This window comes from Pseudooceanicola sp. HF7 (assembly GCF_011806405.1).
In the GTDB taxonomy this organism is placed as follows: Bacteria; Pseudomonadota; Alphaproteobacteria; order Rhodobacterales; family Rhodobacteraceae; genus Pseudooceanicola.
In genome coordinates, this window is record NZ_JAATOW010000005.1 from 128,736 (window position 1) to 147,366 (window position 18,631).

General features: G+C 62.3%; 14 protein-coding genes. 8 read left to right on the forward strand and 6 right to left on the reverse strand.

Going from position 1 to position 18,631, the window contains the following annotated elements:
• The first annotated feature begins 218 nt into the window (after positions 1-218).
• The 5 genes from HCZ97_RS04545 to HCZ97_RS04565 all read left to right on the forward strand — a co-directional run bounded on the left by HCZ97_RS04545 (position 219) and on the right by HCZ97_RS04565 (position 6,518).
• On the forward strand, positions 219-1,487 hold the full coding sequence (locus HCZ97_RS04545) for an ABC transporter substrate-binding protein (protein ID WP_167687489.1): 1,269 nt from the start codon (positions 219-221) through the stop codon (positions 1,485-1,487).
• Between the two features lie 106 nt (positions 1,488-1,593).
• Complete coding sequence (locus HCZ97_RS04550) at positions 1,594-2,601, forward strand: carbohydrate ABC transporter permease (RefSeq protein WP_167687490.1); 1,008 nt, start codon at positions 1,594-1,596, stop codon at positions 2,599-2,601.
• 12 nt (positions 2,602-2,613) lie between these two features.
• Positions 2,614-3,762, forward strand: a complete 1,149-nt coding sequence (locus HCZ97_RS04555; RefSeq protein ID WP_167687491.1) for a carbohydrate ABC transporter permease — start codon at positions 2,614-2,616, stop codon at positions 3,760-3,762.
• A 9-nt stretch (positions 3,763-3,771) separates the two neighbouring features.
• Positions 3,772-5,430 carry an alpha-amylase family glycosyl hydrolase gene (locus HCZ97_RS04560; protein WP_254871338.1) on the forward strand — a complete coding sequence of 553 codons (1,659 nt, stop codon included), beginning with the start codon at positions 3,772-3,774 and terminating at the stop codon, positions 5,428-5,430.
• A gap of 2 nt (positions 5,431-5,432) precedes the next feature.
• On the forward strand, positions 5,433-6,518 hold the full coding sequence (locus HCZ97_RS04565) for an ABC transporter ATP-binding protein (RefSeq protein ID WP_167687492.1): 1,086 nt from the start codon (positions 5,433-5,435) through the stop codon (positions 6,516-6,518).
• 4 nt (positions 6,519-6,522) lie between these two features.
• Here the strand turns inward: HCZ97_RS04565 and HCZ97_RS04570 are convergent, their stop codons facing one another.
• Together HCZ97_RS04570 and HCZ97_RS04575 are read right to left on the reverse strand one after the other, a co-directional pair.
• Positions 6,523-8,763: an ATP-binding protein gene (locus HCZ97_RS04570; protein WP_167687493.1), complete on the reverse strand. Its 2,241-nt coding sequence runs from the start codon at positions 8,761-8,763 to the stop codon at positions 6,523-6,525.
• 58 nt (positions 8,764-8,821) lie between these two features.
• Positions 8,822-9,295: a molybdopterin-dependent oxidoreductase gene (locus HCZ97_RS04575; RefSeq protein WP_167687494.1), complete on the reverse strand. Its 474-nt coding sequence runs from the start codon at positions 9,293-9,295 to the stop codon at positions 8,822-8,824.
• A 307-nt stretch (positions 9,296-9,602) separates the two neighbouring features.
• Between HCZ97_RS04575 and HCZ97_RS04580 the strand changes: the two genes are divergently transcribed.
• From HCZ97_RS04580 to HCZ97_RS20805, 3 genes are read left to right on the forward strand one after another with little or no spacing between them, the layout of a single operon-like run.
• Positions 9,603-12,653 (forward strand): methyl-accepting chemotaxis protein, encoded by a 3,051-nt coding sequence (locus HCZ97_RS04580; RefSeq protein ID WP_167687495.1) that lies wholly within the window; start codon positions 9,603-9,605, stop codon positions 12,651-12,653.
• On the forward strand, positions 12,653-13,738 hold the full coding sequence (locus HCZ97_RS04585; protein WP_254871339.1) for a chemotaxis response regulator protein-glutamate methylesterase: 1,086 nt from the start codon (positions 12,653-12,655) through the stop codon (positions 13,736-13,738). The genes HCZ97_RS04580 and HCZ97_RS04585 overlap by 1 nt, the downstream gene beginning before the upstream one ends.
• 12 nt (positions 13,739-13,750) lie before the next feature.
• Positions 13,751-14,284, forward strand: a complete 534-nt coding sequence (locus HCZ97_RS20805) for a chemotaxis protein CheD (RefSeq protein WP_368484320.1) — start codon at positions 13,751-13,753, stop codon at positions 14,282-14,284.
• Between the two features lie 102 nt (positions 14,285-14,386).
• Here HCZ97_RS20805 and HCZ97_RS04595 read toward each other — a convergent pair whose 3' ends face one another.
• The 4 genes from HCZ97_RS04595 to pstB form a co-directional block, all read right to left on the reverse strand.
• The gene (locus HCZ97_RS04595; protein ID WP_167687496.1) at positions 14,387-14,803 is read right to left on the reverse strand and encodes a hypothetical protein; all 417 of its coding nucleotides are present in this window, start codon (positions 14,801-14,803) and stop codon (positions 14,387-14,389) included.
• A 1,572-nt stretch (positions 14,804-16,375) separates the two neighbouring features.
• Positions 16,376-17,068: a phosphate regulon transcriptional regulator PhoB gene (gene phoB / locus HCZ97_RS04600; RefSeq protein WP_167687497.1), complete on the reverse strand. Its 693-nt coding sequence runs from the start codon at positions 17,066-17,068 to the stop codon at positions 16,376-16,378.
• Between the two features lies 1 nt (position 17,069).
• Positions 17,070-17,804 (reverse strand): phosphate signaling complex protein PhoU, encoded by a 735-nt coding sequence (gene phoU, locus HCZ97_RS04605; protein WP_167687498.1) that lies wholly within the window; start codon positions 17,802-17,804, stop codon positions 17,070-17,072.
• A gap of 28 nt (positions 17,805-17,832) precedes the next feature.
• Positions 17,833-18,630 (reverse strand): phosphate ABC transporter ATP-binding protein PstB, encoded by a 798-nt coding sequence (gene pstB, locus HCZ97_RS04610; RefSeq protein ID WP_167687499.1) that lies wholly within the window; start codon positions 18,628-18,630, stop codon positions 17,833-17,835.
• Position 18,631: the final 1 nt, after the last annotated feature.

Genomic DNA, 18,631 nt, shown 5'->3' on the forward strand with positions numbered 1-18,631 from the left:
TCGATCCATATGTGTCGGCAAAGACATGACAGGTCAATGCCCTTGTTCTCAACCGCCGGGATACGGCTCTTAGCCCTGCAATAGATGGAATTTGATGCCAGTGGTTGACAGGTGAGGACACAAGGCGCTCTAACATTCTTCACTCAAAGCGCTTTGAAATTCGATTCGCGCTGGATGATGAAAACGCCGGCTAGGCGGATCTGTGGGAGGATTTGGAAATGCGAAATTCACTGTTGATGAGCGCCGCCATGGTGGCGCTGACGGCCGGCGGGGCGCAGGCCGAGCTGGTCACCGTCTTCGGCCCCTGGCTGGGCCCGGACCAGGAAGACGTTGAAGCCGTGCTGGACGGTTTCGCCGCGGCCAGCGGCTACGAGGTCTCCTATGTCGGCTCCGACAGCTTCGAACAGCAGATCGTGATCGACGCAGAGGCAGGATCGGCCCCGAACATCGCAATCTTCCCGCAGCCTGGCCTGGCCGCGGACATGGCCAGCAACGGCTTCCTGACGCCGATGCCCGACGGCACCGGGGAGTGGCTCAAGGAACATTACGCAGCTGGCGAGTCCTGGGTCGACCTGGCGACCTTCCCTGGTCCGGACGGCTCTGACGGGCTTTACGGCTTCTTCTACAAGGTCGATGTGAAATCCCTGGTCTGGTACGTGCCCGAGAACTTCGAGGACGCCGGCTACGATGTGCCCCAGACCATGGAAGAGCTGAAAGCGCTGACCCAGCAGATCGCCGACGAGGGCGAGACCCCCTGGTGCATCGGCCTGGGATCCGGCGGCGCGACCGGCTGGCCGGCGACCGACTGGGTCGAGGACATGATGCTGCGCACCCAGCCACCCGAAGTCTACGACGCATGGGTTTCCAACGAGACCAAGTTCAACGATCCTGCCGTGGTCGAGGCGATCGAGGAGTTCGGCTGGTTCGCCACCAATGACGACTACGTCTCTGGTGGGGCATCTGCCGTGGCATCCACCGACTTCCGCGACAGCCCCAAGGGGCTCTTTGCCTCTCCGCCGCAGTGCTACATGCACAAGCAGGCGTCCTTCATTCCCAGCTTCTTCCCGGAAGGGTCGGTGATCGGCGAAGATTCCGATTTCTTCTACTTCCCGGCCTATGAAGAAGCCGACCTGGGCCAGCCCGTGCTTGGGGCAGGGACGCTCTGGGGGATCACCAACGACAGCGAAGGCGCGCAGGCCCTGATCGAATACCTCAAGACACCCGAGGCACATGAGATCTGGATGGCCCGGACCGGCTTCCTGACACCCTTTAAGGATGTCGATACCTCCGTCTTCTCCGATCCGACGCTGAAGAAGATGAACGACATCCTGCTGAACGCCACCACCTTCCGTTTCGACGCATCGGACCTGATGCCCGGCGCTGTCGGCGCAGGGGCCTTCTGGACCGGCATGGTGGATTACACTGGCGGCAAACCCGCTCAGGAAGTTGCTGACGACATCCAGTCCGCCTGGGATACGATCCAGTAATCGGGATCCGAATTCCCTGATTCGTCATCGAAACAACTGAGCCAAGGCGGGCAATCCGATCCTCCCGGATTGCCCGCCTTTCAAGACCGACGGGAGCACCGACAAAATGAACCCAGTCTTTCAGGGGATCATCACCATCGTGGTTGGGGTGACGGGCTGCATTGCCTATTTCTACCTCTCCAACCTGATCCTGGACCGGGTGCTGTTCCCGGCCCGCGGACCACATGCGGGGCGCAACATCAACCGGGCCAACCTCTGGCGGCCCTGGTTGTTCATGTTTCCGGCCATCTTTGCCCTCAGCCTCTACCTGGCCTATCCCGTCTTCGAGACGCTGCGCCTGTCGCTGACACAGCGCGTGCCCGGCGGTGGCTATGAGTGGGTGGGGCTGAGCAATTACATCCGGATGGGCCAGGACGCGAAGTTCTGGGAAGCCATCATCAACAACATGCTCTGGCTGCTGATCGTGCCGGCGGCCTCGACCGCCTTCGGTCTGATCGCGGCCCAGCTGACCGACCGCATCAGGTGGGGCGGGCTGGCCAAGTCACTGATTTTCATGCCCATGGCGATCTCTTTCGTCGGGGCGGCGGTGATCTGGAAACTGGTCTATGACGCGCGCCCGATCGAGCTTGAGCAGATCGGCATCCTCAACGCTGTCTACTTGGGTCTTGGCGGGGCAGAGCCTCAGACCTGGCTGACCATTCCCTTCTGGAACAACATCTTCCTGATGATCGTGCTGATCTGGATCCAGACCGGCTTTGCCATGGTGATCCTGTCCGCGGCCCTGCGCGGCATCCCAGAGGAAACCGTGGAAGCGGCCATCGTCGACGGTGCCAACGGCTGGCAGATCTTCTTCAAGATCCAGGTCCCGCAGATCCGCTCCACCATCCTTGTGGTCTGGACCACGATCACCATCATCGTGCTCAAGATCTTTGATATCGTCTTTGCCATGACCAACGGCCAATGGGGCACGCAGGTTCTGGCCAATTACATGTACGACAAGCTTTTCGTGGCCCGCGACTGGGGGATGGGATCGGCTTCGGCCATGGTCATCATGCTGCTGGTGCTGCCGATCCTTGTCTGGAACGTGCGCAACGCGCGCCGCGAAATGCGCTGAGGAGACTGGCCAATGGACAATATCGCAGGCCGCAAATCCTCGCTCACATGGGCCGTGAATGCCTCTGTCGTGGTGCTGGTGGTGCTTTGGCTGCTGCCCACTGTGGGGCTTTTCGTGTCGTCCTTCCGCACGGGCGACCAGATCGCCACCAGCGGCTGGTGGAAGGCGCTCTTCCCATCCGAACAGAACCTGACGCTGCGCGCCGCCGGGCCCGAGGCCCAGGTCGAAGAAAACGGCCTTTACGTGATCGAGGGGACGTTCTTCGAAGAAGGCGCCACGCCCGAGATTTCGACATGGGGCACCTCTTCGCGGGACATCGGCATCTATGAACCGGGCGACACCGGTGAGTTCCGCGACGGCTCCACCATCACCCTGTCAGCGGACGGCAGCTACCGCATGGAAAGCGCCGAGCCCTTCGAGGGCAGCCGCGGCCCGCGGGTCTTCGTCACGGCGCAGACACCGCCTGAGCTGACGCTTGAGAACTACCGCAACCTGCTGTTCGATCCCAACAACGTGGACGGGATGAGCCGGGCCTTCCTGAGCACGCTGACGGTGACCATCCCGGCCACGGTGATCCCGATCCTAGTGGCGGCCTTTGCCGCCTATGCGCTGGCGTGGATGGACTTCAAGGGCAGGGCGCTGCTGATCGCCTGCGTGGTCGGCCTGCTGGTCGTGCCGCTGCAACTGGCGCTTATCCCGCTTCTGAAGCTCCACCTGGCGATCGGCATCGGCAAGGGCTACCTGGGCGTCTGGCTGGCCCATACCGGGTTCGGCCTGCCCATGGCGATCTACCTGCTGCGCAACTACATGGCCGGCCTGCCGCGCGACATCATCGAGAATGCCCGCGTGGACGGCGCCACCGAATACCAGATCTTCATCCGCATCATCCTGCCGCTCAGCTTCCCGGCGCTGGCCTCTTTCGCGATCTTCCAGTTCCTGTGGACCTGGAACGACCTGCTGGTGGCCAAGGTCTTCCTGATCGATGCGACGGGCCAGACCACGGTGATGACGGCCAAGATCGTGGAACTGATGGGCACGCGCGGCGGCAACTGGGAGATCCTGGCCACGGCGGCCTTCGTCTCCATCTCCGTGCCGCTGCTGGTGTTCTTCCTCATGCAAAAATACCTGGTCCGCGGATTGCTGGCCGGATCGGTGAAATAGGATTCAATGATGACGTCTCAGATCATGAACACGAAGGGCAGCACCCAGGCCATTGATGCCGAATGGTGGCGCGGCGCTGTGATCTACCAGATCTATCCGCGCAGCTTCCAGGACAGCAATGGCGACGGGATCGGCGATCTGGCCGGGATCACCCAGCGGCTTCAGCACATCGCCTCTCTCGGGGCGGATGCGGTCTGGATCTCTCCCTTCTTCACCTCGCCGATGAAGGATTTCGGCTATGACGTCAGCGATTACTGCGATGTCGACCCGATGTTCGGCACGCTGGAGGATTTCGATGCGCTGATGGCCGAGGCAGAGAAGCTGGGCCTGAAGGTGCTGATCGACCTTGTTCTGTCGCATACCTCGGACCAGCACCCCTGGTTCCTGGAAAGCCGCGCCAGCAAGGACAACCCCAAGGCCGACTGGTACGTCTGGGCCGATGCCAAGCCCGATGGCACCCCGCCGAACAACTGGCTGTCGATCTTCGGAGGCTCCGGCTGGGAATGGGACAGCCGGCGGATGCAGTATTACCTGCACAACTTCCTGACCACCCAGCCGGACCTGAACTTCCACAATCCGGATGTGCAGGAGGCCCTGCTGGACGTGGCCCGCTTCTGGCTTGAGCGTGGCGTGAACGGGTTCCGCCTGGATACGATCAACTTCTACACCCATGACGCCGAACTGCGCGACAACCCCGCGCTGGATCCGGCCCGGCGCACGGCCAAGACGGCACCCGCGGTGAACCCTTACAACTGGCAGGAGCACGTCTACGACAAGTCGCGCCCGGAAAACCTGACCTTCCTGCGCAAGCTTCGCGCGGTGATGGACCCCTATGGCGCGGCCGCCGTGGGCGAGGTGGGCGATGAACAGCGCGGGCTTGAGATCCTGGGGGAATACACCTCTGGCCCCGATCTGATGAACATGTGCTACGCCTTCGAACTGCTGTCGGGTGACACGCCCACGGCCAGCTACATCAAGGAGGTCATGGACCAGATCGACGATGTGGCAGCCGACGGCTGGGCCTGCTGGGCCTATTCCAACCACGACGTGGTGCGCCATGCCTCTCGCTGGCGGCTTCAGGACAATTCCATGCGGGCCTTCAACACGCTGATGATGTGCCTGCGCGGCTCCGTCTGCATCTACCAGGGCGAAGAGCTGGGCCTGCCTGAAGCCGACGTGCCCTACGAGGCGCTGCAGGATCCCTATGGCATCCGCTTCTGGCCCGAATTCAAGGGCCGGGACGGCTGTCGCACGCCCATGGTCTGGGAAGCACAGTCAGAGAACGCGGGCTTTGGCGTGGGACACCCCTGGCTGCCCGTCAGCTCTGCCCAGGCCGCGATGGCCGTGGATCAGCAGGAAGCGGACCCCGAGACGCTTCTGCACCACTACCGCCGCGCGATCGCCCTGCGTCACGCCCATGCGGCGCTCCGGTTCGGCGATCAGACTCCGCTTGAGGCGGACGGCGATCTTCTGGTCTTTACCCGCGCCTCCGCGGACGAGGATATCTTCTGCGCCTTCAACCTGGGCTATGGTGAGGTCACCACGCAGCTGCCGGCGGGCAACTGGCAGAACCTGGCGGCCGCGCTGTCCGGGACGGAGGCCGGCGACGATGGCGCCATCGCCCTGCCGGCCTGGGGCTATACAATCTACGGACGGAAGGCGGGCTGAACATGGCTGATCTGAAGCTTACCGACGTCAAGAAGACCTATGGCGGAACAATCAACGTCCTCAATGACATCAACCTGGATATCAAGGCCGGGGAGCTTGTCGTCTTTGTCGGGCCTTCGGGCTGTGGCAAGTCGACGTTGCTGCGCATGATCGCCGGTCTTGAAAAGATCACCGATGGCACGCTTGAGATCGACGGGCAGGTCATGAACGACGTGCCTCCGGCACAGCGCGGCATCGCCATGGTGTTCCAAAGCTACGCGCTTTATCCGCATATGACCGTGCGCGACAACATGGCCTTCGCGCTCAAGCTGGCCAAGAAGAGCAAGGCAGAGATCGACGCGGCCATCGACAACGCCGCAAAGGTGCTACAGCTGGAACCCTACCTTGATCGTCTGCCCAAGGCGCTCTCCGGCGGGCAACGGCAGCGGGTCGCCATCGGGCGTTCCATCGTCCGGGATCCGAAGATCTATCTCTTCGATGAGCCGCTCTCAAACCTGGATGCGGCGCTGCGCGTCGCCACCCGGATCGAGATCGCCAAGCTCAAGGAGGCCATGCCCGACCGCACCATGGTCTACGTGACCCATGACCAGGTCGAGGCGATGACCCTGGCCGACCGCATCGTGGTGCTGGCAAACAAGGGCATCGCCCAGGTCGGCAGCCCGCTGGACCTTTACGAGCGGCCAGAGAACGAGATGGTGGCGCAGTTCATCGGCTCCCCGGCCATGAACCTCATGGGCGGCGTGATCAGCGGCACGGGGGAACAGACAACCATCACCATGGACAGCGGTCACACCGCCGTTTCCGACATACCGACCGCACCCGAAGACATGGGCAAGAAGGTCAACATCGGCGTGCGGCCCGAGCACCTGACCCCGGTGGAGCAGGGCGGTTTGTTCTCTGGCACCGTCGATATCGTGGAGAAGCTGGGCGAGGTTACGCTGCTGTACTTCGAGCTGCAGGGCGAAGAGGCCGCGGCCATCGCGAAGCTGCCCGGCGTTCATGATGGTCTGCGGGGCACGGTCATTGGCCTGTCCGCGGCGCCGGAGCATATTCACCTGTTCCACGAAGGGCAATCCATGCGGCGTTGATCGGTCAGGAGTAGCGATCGCGGTTGCGCCCGCCACCACCGCCGGGCCCGGACTGCGTGGCCTCCAGCAGGAGGCGGCGCAGGATCCGCGCCCGGATCGGCTTGGCGATCACATCGTCCAGCCCGGCCTTCTTCAGCCGCTCGGTCACCTCTTCCCCGACATGGGCGGTCAGGGCGATGATGCGCGCCTGCCCGGAAAGCCCCTGGCCACCGCGAATGGCGCGGGTCGCCTCGACCCCGTCCATCACCGGCATGGAGACATCCATCAAGATGATATCATAGGGATGGGACTGGCTGGCATCCACGCCCAGCTTGCCATTCTCAGCCTCCGTCACGCGGTGCCCATCGCGTTCCAGCATGCGGCGGGCGACGAAACGGTTGGTCGGATTATCCTCGACCAGAAGGATATCAAGCGAGGGGATCTGCGGCATTTCTTCCGTCTTTGCAGGTCGAGTAGCGCCTTGGGCTGCGACGGGCGGCAGTGGCAGGAACAGCCGGAACTGCGTGCCCTCGCCGGGAGAGCTCTCCACCTCGATCCGGCCCATCATCGCCCCGGCCAGGCGCAGGGCGATGCCAAGCCCCAGACCCGTCCCCTGGATCTGGCGGTGGACGGCCCCGTCCAGCCGCACGAAATCATCGAAAATCCGGGCCTGTTCTTCTGCCGACATGCCGATCCCGGTATCGCGTACCTCGATCACGACCTCGCTGCCCTCCGCGCGGCGGGTCGTGATTGCCACCTCGCCGCCTTCGGTGAACTTCACCGCGTTGGACACGAGGTTCAGCAGGACCTGCCGCACGCGCGTGGCATCCCCCAGCACCCAGCCGGCGGGCGAACTGTCCGCACGGTAGAGGAGGTTGCGCAGGTTGCGTGCGCGCGGCATCTCGCTGGCCAGGATGTCTTCGATCAGCCGGTCCAGGTCGAAGGGGGCAGGGTGGATGACCACGTCGCTGCCTTCGATCTGGGTGATGTCCAGCACGTCGTTCACCAGTTCCAGCAGGGTCTGGGCAGAGCTGCGCACGACGTTCAGGTAGGTCTCTTCCTCTGTCGGATCATTGCTTTCCTCCATCAGGTCGATGGTGCCAAGGATGCCGTTGAGCGGCGTGCGCATCTCATGGCTGATGACCCCCAGGAACCGGGCCTTGGCCCGTTCCCCGGCCAGCGCCTTGTCGCGGGAGTCTTTCAGCTCGGCCTCGCTGGCGACCTGGTGGGAAATGTCGCGGATCACGCAAACGAGGATGGGGAAGGCCTCTGCCTCGTTGATGTCCATGGACAGTTCGACCGGGAAGCTTCGGCCTGACCGGGTTCGGCCGAGAAGGCGGAAACAGGTTTTCGGACCGTCCTGGCAGGCCTTAAACAAGGCGTTCCCGGTCACCTCTTGCGGGCCATCGGCGGTCTCCTGGGACAGGAACAGACCTGCGGACAGATCGCGCTGTTCGTCCTCCGAAAAGTGGAACATGTCGCGCGCGGCGCGATTGGCCTCCCGCAGGCGGCCACTTCGATCGAAGACAAGGATCGCGTCCTGGGAGGTTCCAAAGATCGTCTCCAGCCGTGCAGAGGCCGCCAGCTTCTGTTCCAGCCGCTTCTGGGAGACCTGCGCAAGGGAGCGGAACAGGATGACCATCGCGCTCAGTGCGGCAAGCAGAACGCCGGTGGCGGCGGCAAGCACCTTCAGGACATGGGCCATGCCGTTGCGGGCCTGATCAGACATGCCCACGAAGATGCGGTTTCCAAGTGTCAGGATCCGGCGAATGTCCTGCCGTTTTTCGGCCAGATCGGCTTGCAGTTCGTCAAGCCCGGCCAGAAGTGTCGCGTCATCGCTGTCGATCAGCGTGGTCTTTTCGTAGAAGGCATCCCTCAGTTTCAGGAAATCATCACGCAAACTCGGGTCCAACAGCGCCTGAGCATAAACGGCAGAGCGGGAGAGCGTCGCGAAGCGGCTGTAGAGAATGTCATAGCGATCCCGCACATCCCGCAGGGCAGGACCCAGATTCTCGTCCGACAAGAGCTGGGAGTGCAACTGCGCGAGGCCCACGGCCCGTTGCAGTTCCAGGTATTCGACCTCAAGTTGGGAAAGAGTCCACTGGATGTTGTCGGTCGGAGAGGAGGCCAGCTCTGCCAGTTTCTGGCGCACATCGGTCATCAGGAAGACGATGACGATCATGCACAGGGCGGTGATCGTGCCCAGGATGCCCAGGCGCAGGACCCCGGTGTCCAGGCTTGTCCGCCAAAAGAAGGGCTGCGCCATTTGAATGCTCCGCGACCCGCACAGGTCCGGCCTCGATTGGCCGGACGGGAGCGTTCTGTCAGTCCTTGACCGCCATCCGGTCAAGTTGCCAAATGGAGTTGGCATAGATGACCTCTGTCTGGAAAGACGACGCAGAATCATAAGGATAGACCAGCCAAAGCGGTCCCTTGCTGCGTAGCGTCATCGGCTTGCCATTCCGCTCGTAAGCCAGGACGGCCCCATCGGGGTGAAAATCCGCGATCGGGATCGTGATCGAATAATCATTGGCGGCCGTCAGCTCCAGGGTACCGCTGTCGACCCCCAGGTGCTCAAGAAGCGCCACCATACGGACACCGCGAAACTGCTGCACGCCCTCCGTCCAGATTGTCGAGGTCTCGAATTCAGTGACGGGCAGGGCCGAAAGATCATGCGCGCTCATTTCCACGACGCGGTCTGGCAGGGTAATTGTCAGGATGACCCGATCCTGGGCCATGGCATTGACGGGAAGAAGCGCAACGATAACGCCCCAGATGAGCAAGAGCACGGTCTTCATGTGGAATCCTTTCCATATGGGCATTGCCAAGCAGACTGGCGGGTCATGGGGTTTGGCTACCCACAATACCTTAACGATAGCTGTAGACCGGATTTAATTCCCAGACCATTCGATCGAAAACGCTCCCCGGAAGGTCCGGAACCACTGAGCGGGCCGGCCGGCCTTGAGAATTTGCGATAAAATGCCGGATTGGCGCAGAGCAGATGGCATCCGGATTAAACCTATGTTCACGCCTGTTCTTCCATACCTCCGTTCAATTGCGGCGATCCGACTGCGTTTCGCCACGGCTGATATCCAGGGGATACACATGGGGCTTTCCAGAATCCGCATCGCGCTCAGGCTTCCTGCTGCCTTTCTACTGCTCGTGGCAATATCGCTCGGGGTACTGGGCATCCTGTCCTACAAATCCGCCAAGTCCACACTGATGGAGGCGGGCGAGGCCGAGATGCTGGACATCGTCAACACCCAGGCACAAGAACTTCGCAACTGGTCCCAGGAGGTAGAGACCGACCTGACGATGCAGGCGGAAAGCCCCTTGCTTGCCAATGCCCTGCGCGCCTTCGCGGCTGGCTGGGATGCCCTGGGTCCGACCGCGGCGGAGCAGATCCACGCACTTTACGTTGGCGATTCCAGGTTGCCACCGTTCCAGCGTTCGGAGGTCGCGGATGCCGGAGACGGCTCCGTCTATTCTCGCGCCCATGCGCGGTTCCACAATCACTTCCGCTCCCTGATGAAACGCGGGTCCTACCGGGACGTTTTTGTTTTCGATGCCGACGGCAACATGGTCTATTCGGCCGCGAAACAGGATGATTTCGCCTCGCACGTCGGCGCGCTGACGGGCGGAGCCTTCTTCAGCAAGGTGGGGGAAGTCCTTGCGGATCCCGCGAACCAGCAGCTGAGCTTTGTCGACTTCTTCGACTACGGCAACTCGTCAGAGAACTCCGCCTTCCTGATTGCCCCCGTCTCCGGCGCAGACGGAGCGATCCTGGGCGCGATTTCCTACCGGATCGACTCCGCTACGCTCAGCACCCAGATCGGCAAAAGCGCAGGGCTGGGCGAAAGCGGCCAAAGCTTTGCCATCGGCTACGACGGCATTGCGCGCACGCAGGCACAGGGCTGGCAGGATACGCCGCTGCCCGCCAATTCGCCCCTTCTCGAGGCGCGCAGCGGCCGGGATGGCGTCTTGCTGGAAGATCTGGAAAACTCGGATCTGAAAGGCCAGCTGACCGCCTTTGCCCCGGCCTCGGTCTTCGGCACCGAATGGATTGCCATTGCCAGCAAGAGCCAGGCAGAGATCCTGGCCTCCGTCAGCCAATATGTGACCAACACCCTGATCTTCGGCGCCATCATCCTGGCGGTAACGGCGGCCATCGGGCTCTGGATCGCCATGGGCGTCTCACGCCCGCTGCGCGACGTCTCTCACTGCATAGAGGAGGTCTGCGAACAGAACTACGACATCACCGTGCCGCACACGGGTCGCGGGGATGAAATAGGCGATATCGGACGCTCTCTTGAAGAGCTGCGCACGCGGCTTTCGGGCACCCATGCCCTGGCACGGGAGATGTCCTTCAAGAGCGCCGCGCTCGAAGCAACCTCCGCCGCACTGATGATGACGGACGAAGACTTCACGATCACCTACATGAACGATGCGGTCAAGACCATGCTGCACAGCCGCCTTGAGGATTTCCAGGTCGTCGCAAAGGACTTTGACCCCGATGGCCTGATCGGCACAAACATGGATGTCTTCCATGGCAAGCCGGAAATGATCCGCCAGCTGATCCAGCGCCCGGACGCGCTGCCGTTCCGGACCGATATCCGGGTCGGCTCCGCACGCCTTCAAATCGAACTCAACGCGGTCTGGAACGAAGACAAGGAAATCGCCGGCCTGGTCGTGGAATGGGTCGATGTCACCGAAGAGCGCCGCAAGACGGCCGTCCTGAACGCCATCGAAGGCGGACAGATCATGGCGGAATTCGACCTTTCCGGCAAAACCCAGAACGTCAACGCGAACTTCCTTGAAATAACCGGCCTTTCCAGGGACCTGGCCATGGGGCGCCATCTTGACCAGGTGATGAAACTGGAAACCCAGGACGGGGAAGAGACCGATATCCTGGCAACTGTCCGCACGGGCAATCCAATTCAGGGGCGCTTCCGCGTCAGCTCTCAGGATGGCTCTGACGCGATCGTGGATGGCGGCATTTATCCCGTGCTGGATCGCCGCAAGGACACCACAGGGGTGACGCTGATCGGGACGGATGTGACCGCCGCGCAGCTTGAACTGCAAGAGGCAGAGGCCCGCCAGAAAGCCATGCAGGCAGCACAGCAAACTGTGGTCGAGGCGCTGCGTGTCGGCATGCGCGATATCTCTAACGGCGATCTGACCTCTCGCCTGGAGACACCCTTCGCGCCGGAATACGAACAGCTGCGCACCGATTTCAATGACGCGCTGGCCAACCTTACCCGCGCCATGTCCAACATTTCCTCCGAAACCACCGCCATGCACCACGAGACCTCTGAGATCGTGAAGGCCGCGGATGAGATGTCCGCGCGCACGGAACGCCAGGCGATGACCCTGCAGGAAACGGCCTCCAGCCTGGATGAGCTGACCACCAATATCACGCAGACCGCAGATGGTGCGGCCAAGGCCAACCAGGTGGTCTCCGAGGCCCGCGAAAGCGCTGAATCCAGCGGGTCCGTGGTCGACGAAGCCGAAACCGCTATGGCGGAGATCGCCGAATCCTCCAAGGAAATCATGAAGGTGATTTCCGTGATCGACGATATCTCTTTCCAGACCAACCTCTTGGCCCTCAACGCCGGTGTCGAAGCCGCAAGGGCAGGGGAGGCAGGCCGGGGTTTCGCTGTGGTCGCCACCGAAGTGCGTGCGCTGGCGCAGCGCTGTGCCAATGCCGCCGCAGAGATCAACCAGCTCATCACGGTCTCCGGTCAGCACGTCAACCGCGGTGTCGAACTGGTCGGCGTGACCGGCGATACGCTGAAGAATATCGTCGGCTCGATCTCCGATATCTCCAGCTACATCGCCGAGATCGCTCAGGCGGGCAAAGAGCAATCCATCGGCCTGGCCCAGGTCAATTCCGCGGTAAACCAGATCGACCATGTCACGCAGCAGAACGCCGCCATGTTCGAAGAGACGACTTCGGCCAGCCACGCGCTTGCGCAACGTGCCAACCGGCTGACAGAGACCATCGGCCACTTTAAGGTCGGCGATATGGAGGCGCGCGCCAAGCCCACGCCACTGGTGCGCAAGCCCAAGGCCAAGCAGCAGCCGCCGGCAACCCAGGGCAACCTGGCGGTTGCACCCGCTGAAAGACCGGAAGCGAGCGACTGGGAAGATTTCTGATGCCGATGTCGCGCCAAAATGGAAAGTCCCCCAAGGTTGACGGAAGGAAGACCAAGGTCCTGATCGTGGATGACCAGCCCTCTGTCCAGACCCTCATACGGCACGCCCTGTCCAAGGACGACAGGATCGAGGTGGTCGGAGCGGCCAATGATGCCTACCAGGCCCGCGAGCTGATTAAGAAGCTGAACCCGGACGTCATAACACTGGACGTGGAAATGCCACGCATGTCCGGGCTGGAGTTTCTGGAAAGGCTGATGCGCCTGCGGCCAATGCCGGTGATCATGTTCTCGTCGCTGACGACGCAGGGCAGTGAACACGCGGTGCGAGCCCTGTCTCTTGGCGCCGTGGACGTGCTTCCAAAACCCACCGGGGGCCTGGATGACGCGATCCTCAAGAAACTCGCCACGCGCATCGTGAGCGCCACCAGGTTCAACCGGACCAAGGTGCCCTCGATGAACCGGTCGGTCGACCAGGACGATATCATCAAGGAGTCGATACATCGCTGGAATGGCAAGATCGTCCTGCTTGGGGCCTCCACCGGCGGGGTTGCTGCGGTGGAAACCGTCTTGCGAAGGATGCCGGCGGATTGCCCGCCGATCGTGATCTCTCAGCACATGCCAGAGAGCTTTCTGAAGAGCTTCATCAAGCGCCTTGATGAGCATCTGCCGCAAAGGGTGATCGAGGCCGTGGATGGAGATGAACTTCTGCCGGGGCATGTATACCTGGCGCCGGGCGGCAAGGAACATACCGGCATTCGCCGCGTCGGACGTCGCTACGAAATTGCGTCGATTGCGGCGCCAAAAAGGAACGGACACATCCCGTCGGTAGACGAACTGTTCATGTCTGCAAGCGAAACTGCGGAAACAGTGACGGCCGTCCTGTTGACAGGAATCGGGAAGGACGGCGCGGATGGTATGCGCGGTCTGAAGCAGCGTGGAGCGTACTGCATTGGACAGGATGAAGAAACCTGCGTCGTATACGGCATGCCACGCGCCGCGGCGGAGATGGGTATCCTTGATGAACAACTTCCACTGGAACAGGTGGCACGGGCAATCTGTGCAAGTTGCGACTCCCGCAGGGGCTGACAGGAGCGAGTAGTGAAGCGAGCAGCAGGCCGTGGGCCGAACATCAACATCACCCAGGGTGAATATGCGGTTTCCGATCACGTCGGGGGCGTTATCACGACGATCCTGGGATCCTGCATTGCCACCTGCATCTGGGATCCGGTGCGCAATGTCGGCGGAATGAACCATATCCTCGTGGCGCGGTCTCATACCTCCATGGGGGTGAATGACTTTGCCGGGGTCAATGCGATGGAGCTCCTGATCAATGGCCTGGTTCGGCTGGGGGCGGATCGCACGCGGCTGAACGCGAAGGTGTTCGGCGGCGCGCGGATGATCAGCGGCCTGTCCGACATCGGCAATACCAACGGCGCCTTCATCACGGAATTCCTTGAAAAGGAAGGGATTCCCTGCCTGGGCAAGAGCCTTGGCGGCACCTCTGCGCGGCAGATCAAGTTCTTCCCGGCGGAGGGGCGCGTGATGCAGCGCACGGTTGCCGGCGCGCCGGAAGTGGTGGCACCGCCCAAGGCGCCGGAACGTGCGACCCGGAACGATGTGGAGCTTTTTTAAGGTCTTAGGTCAGGCCGTTGCAGGACAAGGCCCAGAGCGGTCTGGCATTGGGTTGGGTTTGCGCTGGCGTGTGGCCTGCGCGGGCGATCAGCTGGAAGTCCGTTATCTCAAGCGGGACGTCCGTGATCTCAACCAGTCGAGCTGGCATTCGCTTTCGATGGAATCCGGGAAAGCGGAGCGCAGGGAATTCACTGCCACATCAAGGCTTTGGCCGGCGTCCAGCAAGAGACAGGCGGCCATGGTACCTGAGCGTCCAGCGCCGTAGTGGCAGGACAGGGCCACCGTTTGGCCGGCAGAGAGGATGCTGGTGAGATCGGGTTGGAGGGCCTCCCAGGCGGCTTCGAAGGAGGCGTCTGGGGCCTGGTAATCGGGGATGGGCATGTGGCGCAGGGGCAGGGAGATCTCTGCCGCCTGGGCTTCGAGGAGGTCCCAGGCGCCCGGGGGCAGTTCCTCTTTTTCCAGTAGGATTATCAACAGCTTGCAGCTTGAAAGTGCGGCATCCGTCAAGGTGGCGCGCATTCGGGCGGGATCCAGTGTGGGGGATCCGCTTTCTGGCAGGAAAAGTCCCGGAAGTCCGAGGGTTACGATGCGACCTGAAGATGGATGGGCCAGTTGGGCGCGGATGCTCGTGGGCTGTGCCATGAGCTCCGCACGCAGCGGTTCCGGGTATTTTTCCGGGTCTTGGTCGGGCATCGCGTCGCGACTCCTGGGGCACCGGTGCCGGTGCGAAGGATCTGGGATCTCTTATGTGTACCTGTATTCAGGCGTGCAATCAAAGGGATAGATGCAGAGCGGCAGGTAAACCGCAGGTATTGGCGCTGACTGGCCTGGAAATGGGCCGGCGCTCCTCATGACATTCATGGTCGGGAGGCCGCGCGAGTTTTGCGCGGGGTTTTGGCCTGGGCGGGTCTGAGGGTGGCAGGTTTTCAAGGGCTGACTGATCGCGGAAAACCGGCGTCGGTGGGACGTCTGTATCGTGTCGGTATCACGTCGGTATTACGTCGGTGCGCAGCGCACGGTGGTGAGAGGATGCGGTAAGGAGTTTGCGGCAGTCTTGACCCGTTGCGGCGATGGTCCGGGGTTCGGGTGGCTGAGGCTTTGGCGGATGCGGGTCATGGGAGCCTTGGGTCAGGAAGCGGAGCTGCGCCGCATGGAGTGCACGGGATGACGGGTTCGAGCGGAACAGAGGCGCCGGGGAATGACGACCGGCACAGAGCATGGGCTGTGACGTGGTGCTGGCGGCCAAGGATGCGCGGTGGAGGTAATGAGCGCGATCAGAGAGAGCGGCAGTCTGGCGCGGATCTGTGGTGTGGCCAATGATCCGGGATGGCGCGTTGGACCAGGATGCGCAGCGGCGGGCATCCGGGCAATCCTGCGGCGCGACGGTGCTGAGCGCGACGAGAGCGAACGGCGTGCCGGGCGTGCTGTCAGAGATCCGGCACATCGGCGGCCAGCGCGCTGGCAGCGAAGTGCGCGGCGTTGGTCGATACCACGCAGAGGCCCAAGCGCGTGTCGGGCCGAGGATCGCGGCTGGCACGTGGAACTCAGCACCGAGAGGCTTTCGATGCCAGGCCGCGCTAAGAGGTTTCAAGGCCTGCGCCGCGTCAGATCCAGTGGCAGAGGCAGACGGATCACGACGCCTCGCTGAGTGGTTCGGCTGCGTGAAATCTCTGGCGGGAGTGTCACCGCATAGCGTGATACAGTGGTGAAACAGACCCCGACAGAGGGGTCAGGTGAGTCACCATAAGCTATCTATTAAGCATTATTACGTTAAATATCAGATAGATACAGGCATGTATTCATGCTCTGTATTTATCTGATATTTACATAATACCGATTATGAGACTCATTATGGAGGGGAGAGGGAGACAGCCCTGTCGCTGCAAATCCCCTTGAAACGCTGGTGTTTGACGCTGGGTTTACCAGAAGCCCGCGGATCCGTTGCGGCTTTGGCAGCTATGGCGACAGGTCTGTCCGGCCGCTCAGTCTGGCCCGCCAGTCAGACCCCGGAGCCTACGGGATCACAGACCACCAACGGCAAAGCCCGCGCCGGGATCCGGCACGGGCCATTTCTGTCACGTGCCAGCTCTGTCAGCCAAGCGCGTAGCCGGCACCGCGCACGGTGCGCAGCGGATCATCCCCGCCATGGGTGCACAGCGCCTTGCGCAGACGCCCGATATGCACGTCCACGGTGCGGGTATCGACATAGATGTCCCGGCCCCAGACCCGGTCCAGAAGCTGTTCACGCGACCAGACGCGGCCCGGCTTTTCCATGAAGGTGGACAGCAGACGGAACTCCGTCGGCCCCAGCTTCAGCTCTTTCTCACTGCGGGTCACGCGGTGGGTTTCGGCATCCAGGATGATGTCTTCGTATTCCAGCCGCTCCCCCATGGAGGCCGGACGCGTGCGGCGCAGCTGGGCGCGCACGCGGGCCATCAATTCGATCACCGAATAGGGTTTGACCACGTAGTCATCCGCGCCCGTCTCAAGCCCGCGCACGCGGTCGACTTCCTCTGAGCGCGCGGACAGCATGATGATCGGCACGCCCCGGGTTTCGGAGCGCATCTTGAGCTGGCGGCAGACCTCGATCCCGGAAAGATTGGGCAGCATCCAGTCCAGCACGATGATGTCGGGCGCGACCTCTTCCACCAGCAGCATCGCCTCTTCCCCGTTTTCCGCGCGGGAGACGCGAAAGCCTTCGGCTTCCAGGTTGTAGGCCAGGACTTCGCGCTGTGCCGGTTCGTCTTCGACCACCAGGACGGTGGGCTGCTGATCAGAGGCCATGTCAGTTGCCTCCGCGCTGCGGCACATCCGGCGCCATGGAGGAATCGACCGAGGTCTTGTCCCCTTTCACGCGGGGCTCACCGGGGGTTTCGCCCGTGACGAGGTAGATCACCTGCTCTGCGATGGAGGTGACGTGATCGCCCATGCGTTCGGTGTTCTTGGCCATGAAATGCAGGTGCATGCAGGCGGTGATGTTGCGCGGGTCTTCCATCATGAAGGTCAGGAATTCGCGGAACAGCGCGTTGTACATCTGGTCGACGTCGCGGTCGCGTTCGATCACTTCCTGGGCCAGGGCCACGTCGCGCTGGATATAGGCATCCAGAGCGTCGCGCAGCATGCCTTCGACCTCTCGTGCCATGCGGCGCAGGGCGGCATTGGCGCCGGTGATCTGCTGCATCTGCAACAGCACCGAGGTCCGCTTGGCCATGTTCTTGGCGTAATCCCCGATCCGTTCGAGGTTATTGGAGATCTTCAGGATCGACAGCACCACCCGCAGGTCGCCCGCCGTGGGCGCGCGCAGGGCGATGATGCGGGCGGTTTCTTCCTGGATCAGCTCTTCGAGCGCGTCGATGGCGGCATCGCCCTGGCGGACCTGCTCTGCCAGTTCCTCGTCCCGGCCTTCCAGCGCCTGGCTGGCTTCAAGGATCGCCTGTTCGACAAGCCCCCCCATCTTCATGATCCGGGCCTGCACGGATTCTAGGTCACGATCGAAGGCGCTCGCAATATGTTGCGACATGTCTCTGACTCCCTGGTGGTCTCTGGGCTCAGCCGATGCGGCCGGTGATGTAGCTTTCCGTGCGCGCATCCACCGGGTTGGTGAAGATCTGCGAGGTCTCGCCGAATTCCACCAGGTTGCCGAGGTGGAAGAAGGCGGTCTTCTGGCTGACACGGGCGGCCTGTTGCATGGAGTGGGTCACGATGACGACCGAGTAGCTGGTGCGCAATTCGTCGATCAGTTCCTCCACCTGGCCGGTGGCGATGGGATCGAGCGCCGAACAGGGTTCGTCCATCAGCAGGACTTCCGGTTCCGTGGCCACGGCGCGCGCGATGCAGAGCCGCTGTTGCTGGCCGCCCGACAGGCCCGTGCCCGGCGCATGAAGGCGGTCCTTGACCTCGTTCCAGATGGCGCCGCGGCGCAGGGCGCGTTCGACGATGTCGTCCAGGTCGGCCTTGTTCTTGGCCAGGCCGTGGATGCGCGGGCCATAGGCGACGTTGTCGTAGATCGACTTTGGGAACGGGTTGGGCTTCTGGAAGACCATGCCGACCTTGGCGCGCAGCTGCACCGGGTCGACGCGGGGGTCGTAGATGTCTTCCTGGTCCAGCAGGATCTGGCCTTCGACGCGGCAGATGTCGATCGTGTCGTTCATCCGGTTCAGGCAGCGCAGGAAGGTCGATTTCCCGCAGCCCGAGGGGCCGATGAAGGCGGTGACGGTCTTGTCTTCGATGGCGACGTTCACGTCCTTGATGGCGTGGGTCTCTCCGTAGAAGACCTGGACGTTGTTGGCGGAAATCTTGATGTCCTTGGTGTCCACTGTGTTCTCCAGGGCCGGCGAGTCGTACATG

What these genes read in the sequence shown, in the direction of transcription:
- HCZ97_RS04545 (WP_167687489.1), top strand. Translation starts at nt 219, where the DNA reads ATGCGAAATTCACTGTTGATGAGCGCCGCCATGGTGGCGCTGACGGCC.
- HCZ97_RS04550 (WP_167687490.1), top strand. Translation starts at nt 1,594, where the DNA reads ATGAACCCAGTCTTTCAGGGGATCATCACCATCGTGGTTGGGGTGACG.
- HCZ97_RS04555 (WP_167687491.1), top strand. Translation starts at nt 2,614, where the DNA reads ATGGACAATATCGCAGGCCGCAAATCCTCGCTCACATGGGCCGTGAAT.
- HCZ97_RS04560 (WP_254871338.1), top strand. Translation starts at nt 3,772, where the DNA reads ATGACGTCTCAGATCATGAACACGAAGGGCAGCACCCAGGCCATTGAT.
- HCZ97_RS04565 (WP_167687492.1), top strand. Translation starts at nt 5,433, where the DNA reads ATGGCTGATCTGAAGCTTACCGACGTCAAGAAGACCTATGGCGGAACA.
- HCZ97_RS04570 (WP_167687493.1), bottom strand. Translation starts at nt 8,763, where the DNA reads ATGGCGCAGCCCTTCTTTTGGCGGACAAGCCTGGACACCGGGGTCCTG.
- HCZ97_RS04575 (WP_167687494.1), bottom strand. Translation starts at nt 9,295, where the DNA reads ATGAAGACCGTGCTCTTGCTCATCTGGGGCGTTATCGTTGCGCTTCTT.
- HCZ97_RS04580 (WP_167687495.1), top strand. Translation starts at nt 9,603, where the DNA reads ATGGGGCTTTCCAGAATCCGCATCGCGCTCAGGCTTCCTGCTGCCTTT.
- HCZ97_RS04585 (WP_254871339.1), top strand. Translation starts at nt 12,653, where the DNA reads ATGCCGATGTCGCGCCAAAATGGAAAGTCCCCCAAGGTTGACGGAAGG.
- HCZ97_RS04595 (WP_167687496.1), bottom strand. Translation starts at nt 14,803, where the DNA reads ATGCGCGCCACCTTGACGGATGCCGCACTTTCAAGCTGCAAGCTGTTG.
- phoB (WP_167687497.1), bottom strand. Translation starts at nt 17,068, where the DNA reads ATGGCCTCTGATCAGCAGCCCACCGTCCTGGTGGTCGAAGACGAACCG.
- phoU (WP_167687498.1), bottom strand. Translation starts at nt 17,804, where the DNA reads ATGTCGCAACATATTGCGAGCGCCTTCGATCGTGACCTAGAATCCGTG.
- pstB (WP_167687499.1), bottom strand. Translation starts at nt 18,630, where the DNA reads ATGTACGACTCGCCGGCCCTGGAGAACACAGTGGACACCAAGGACATC.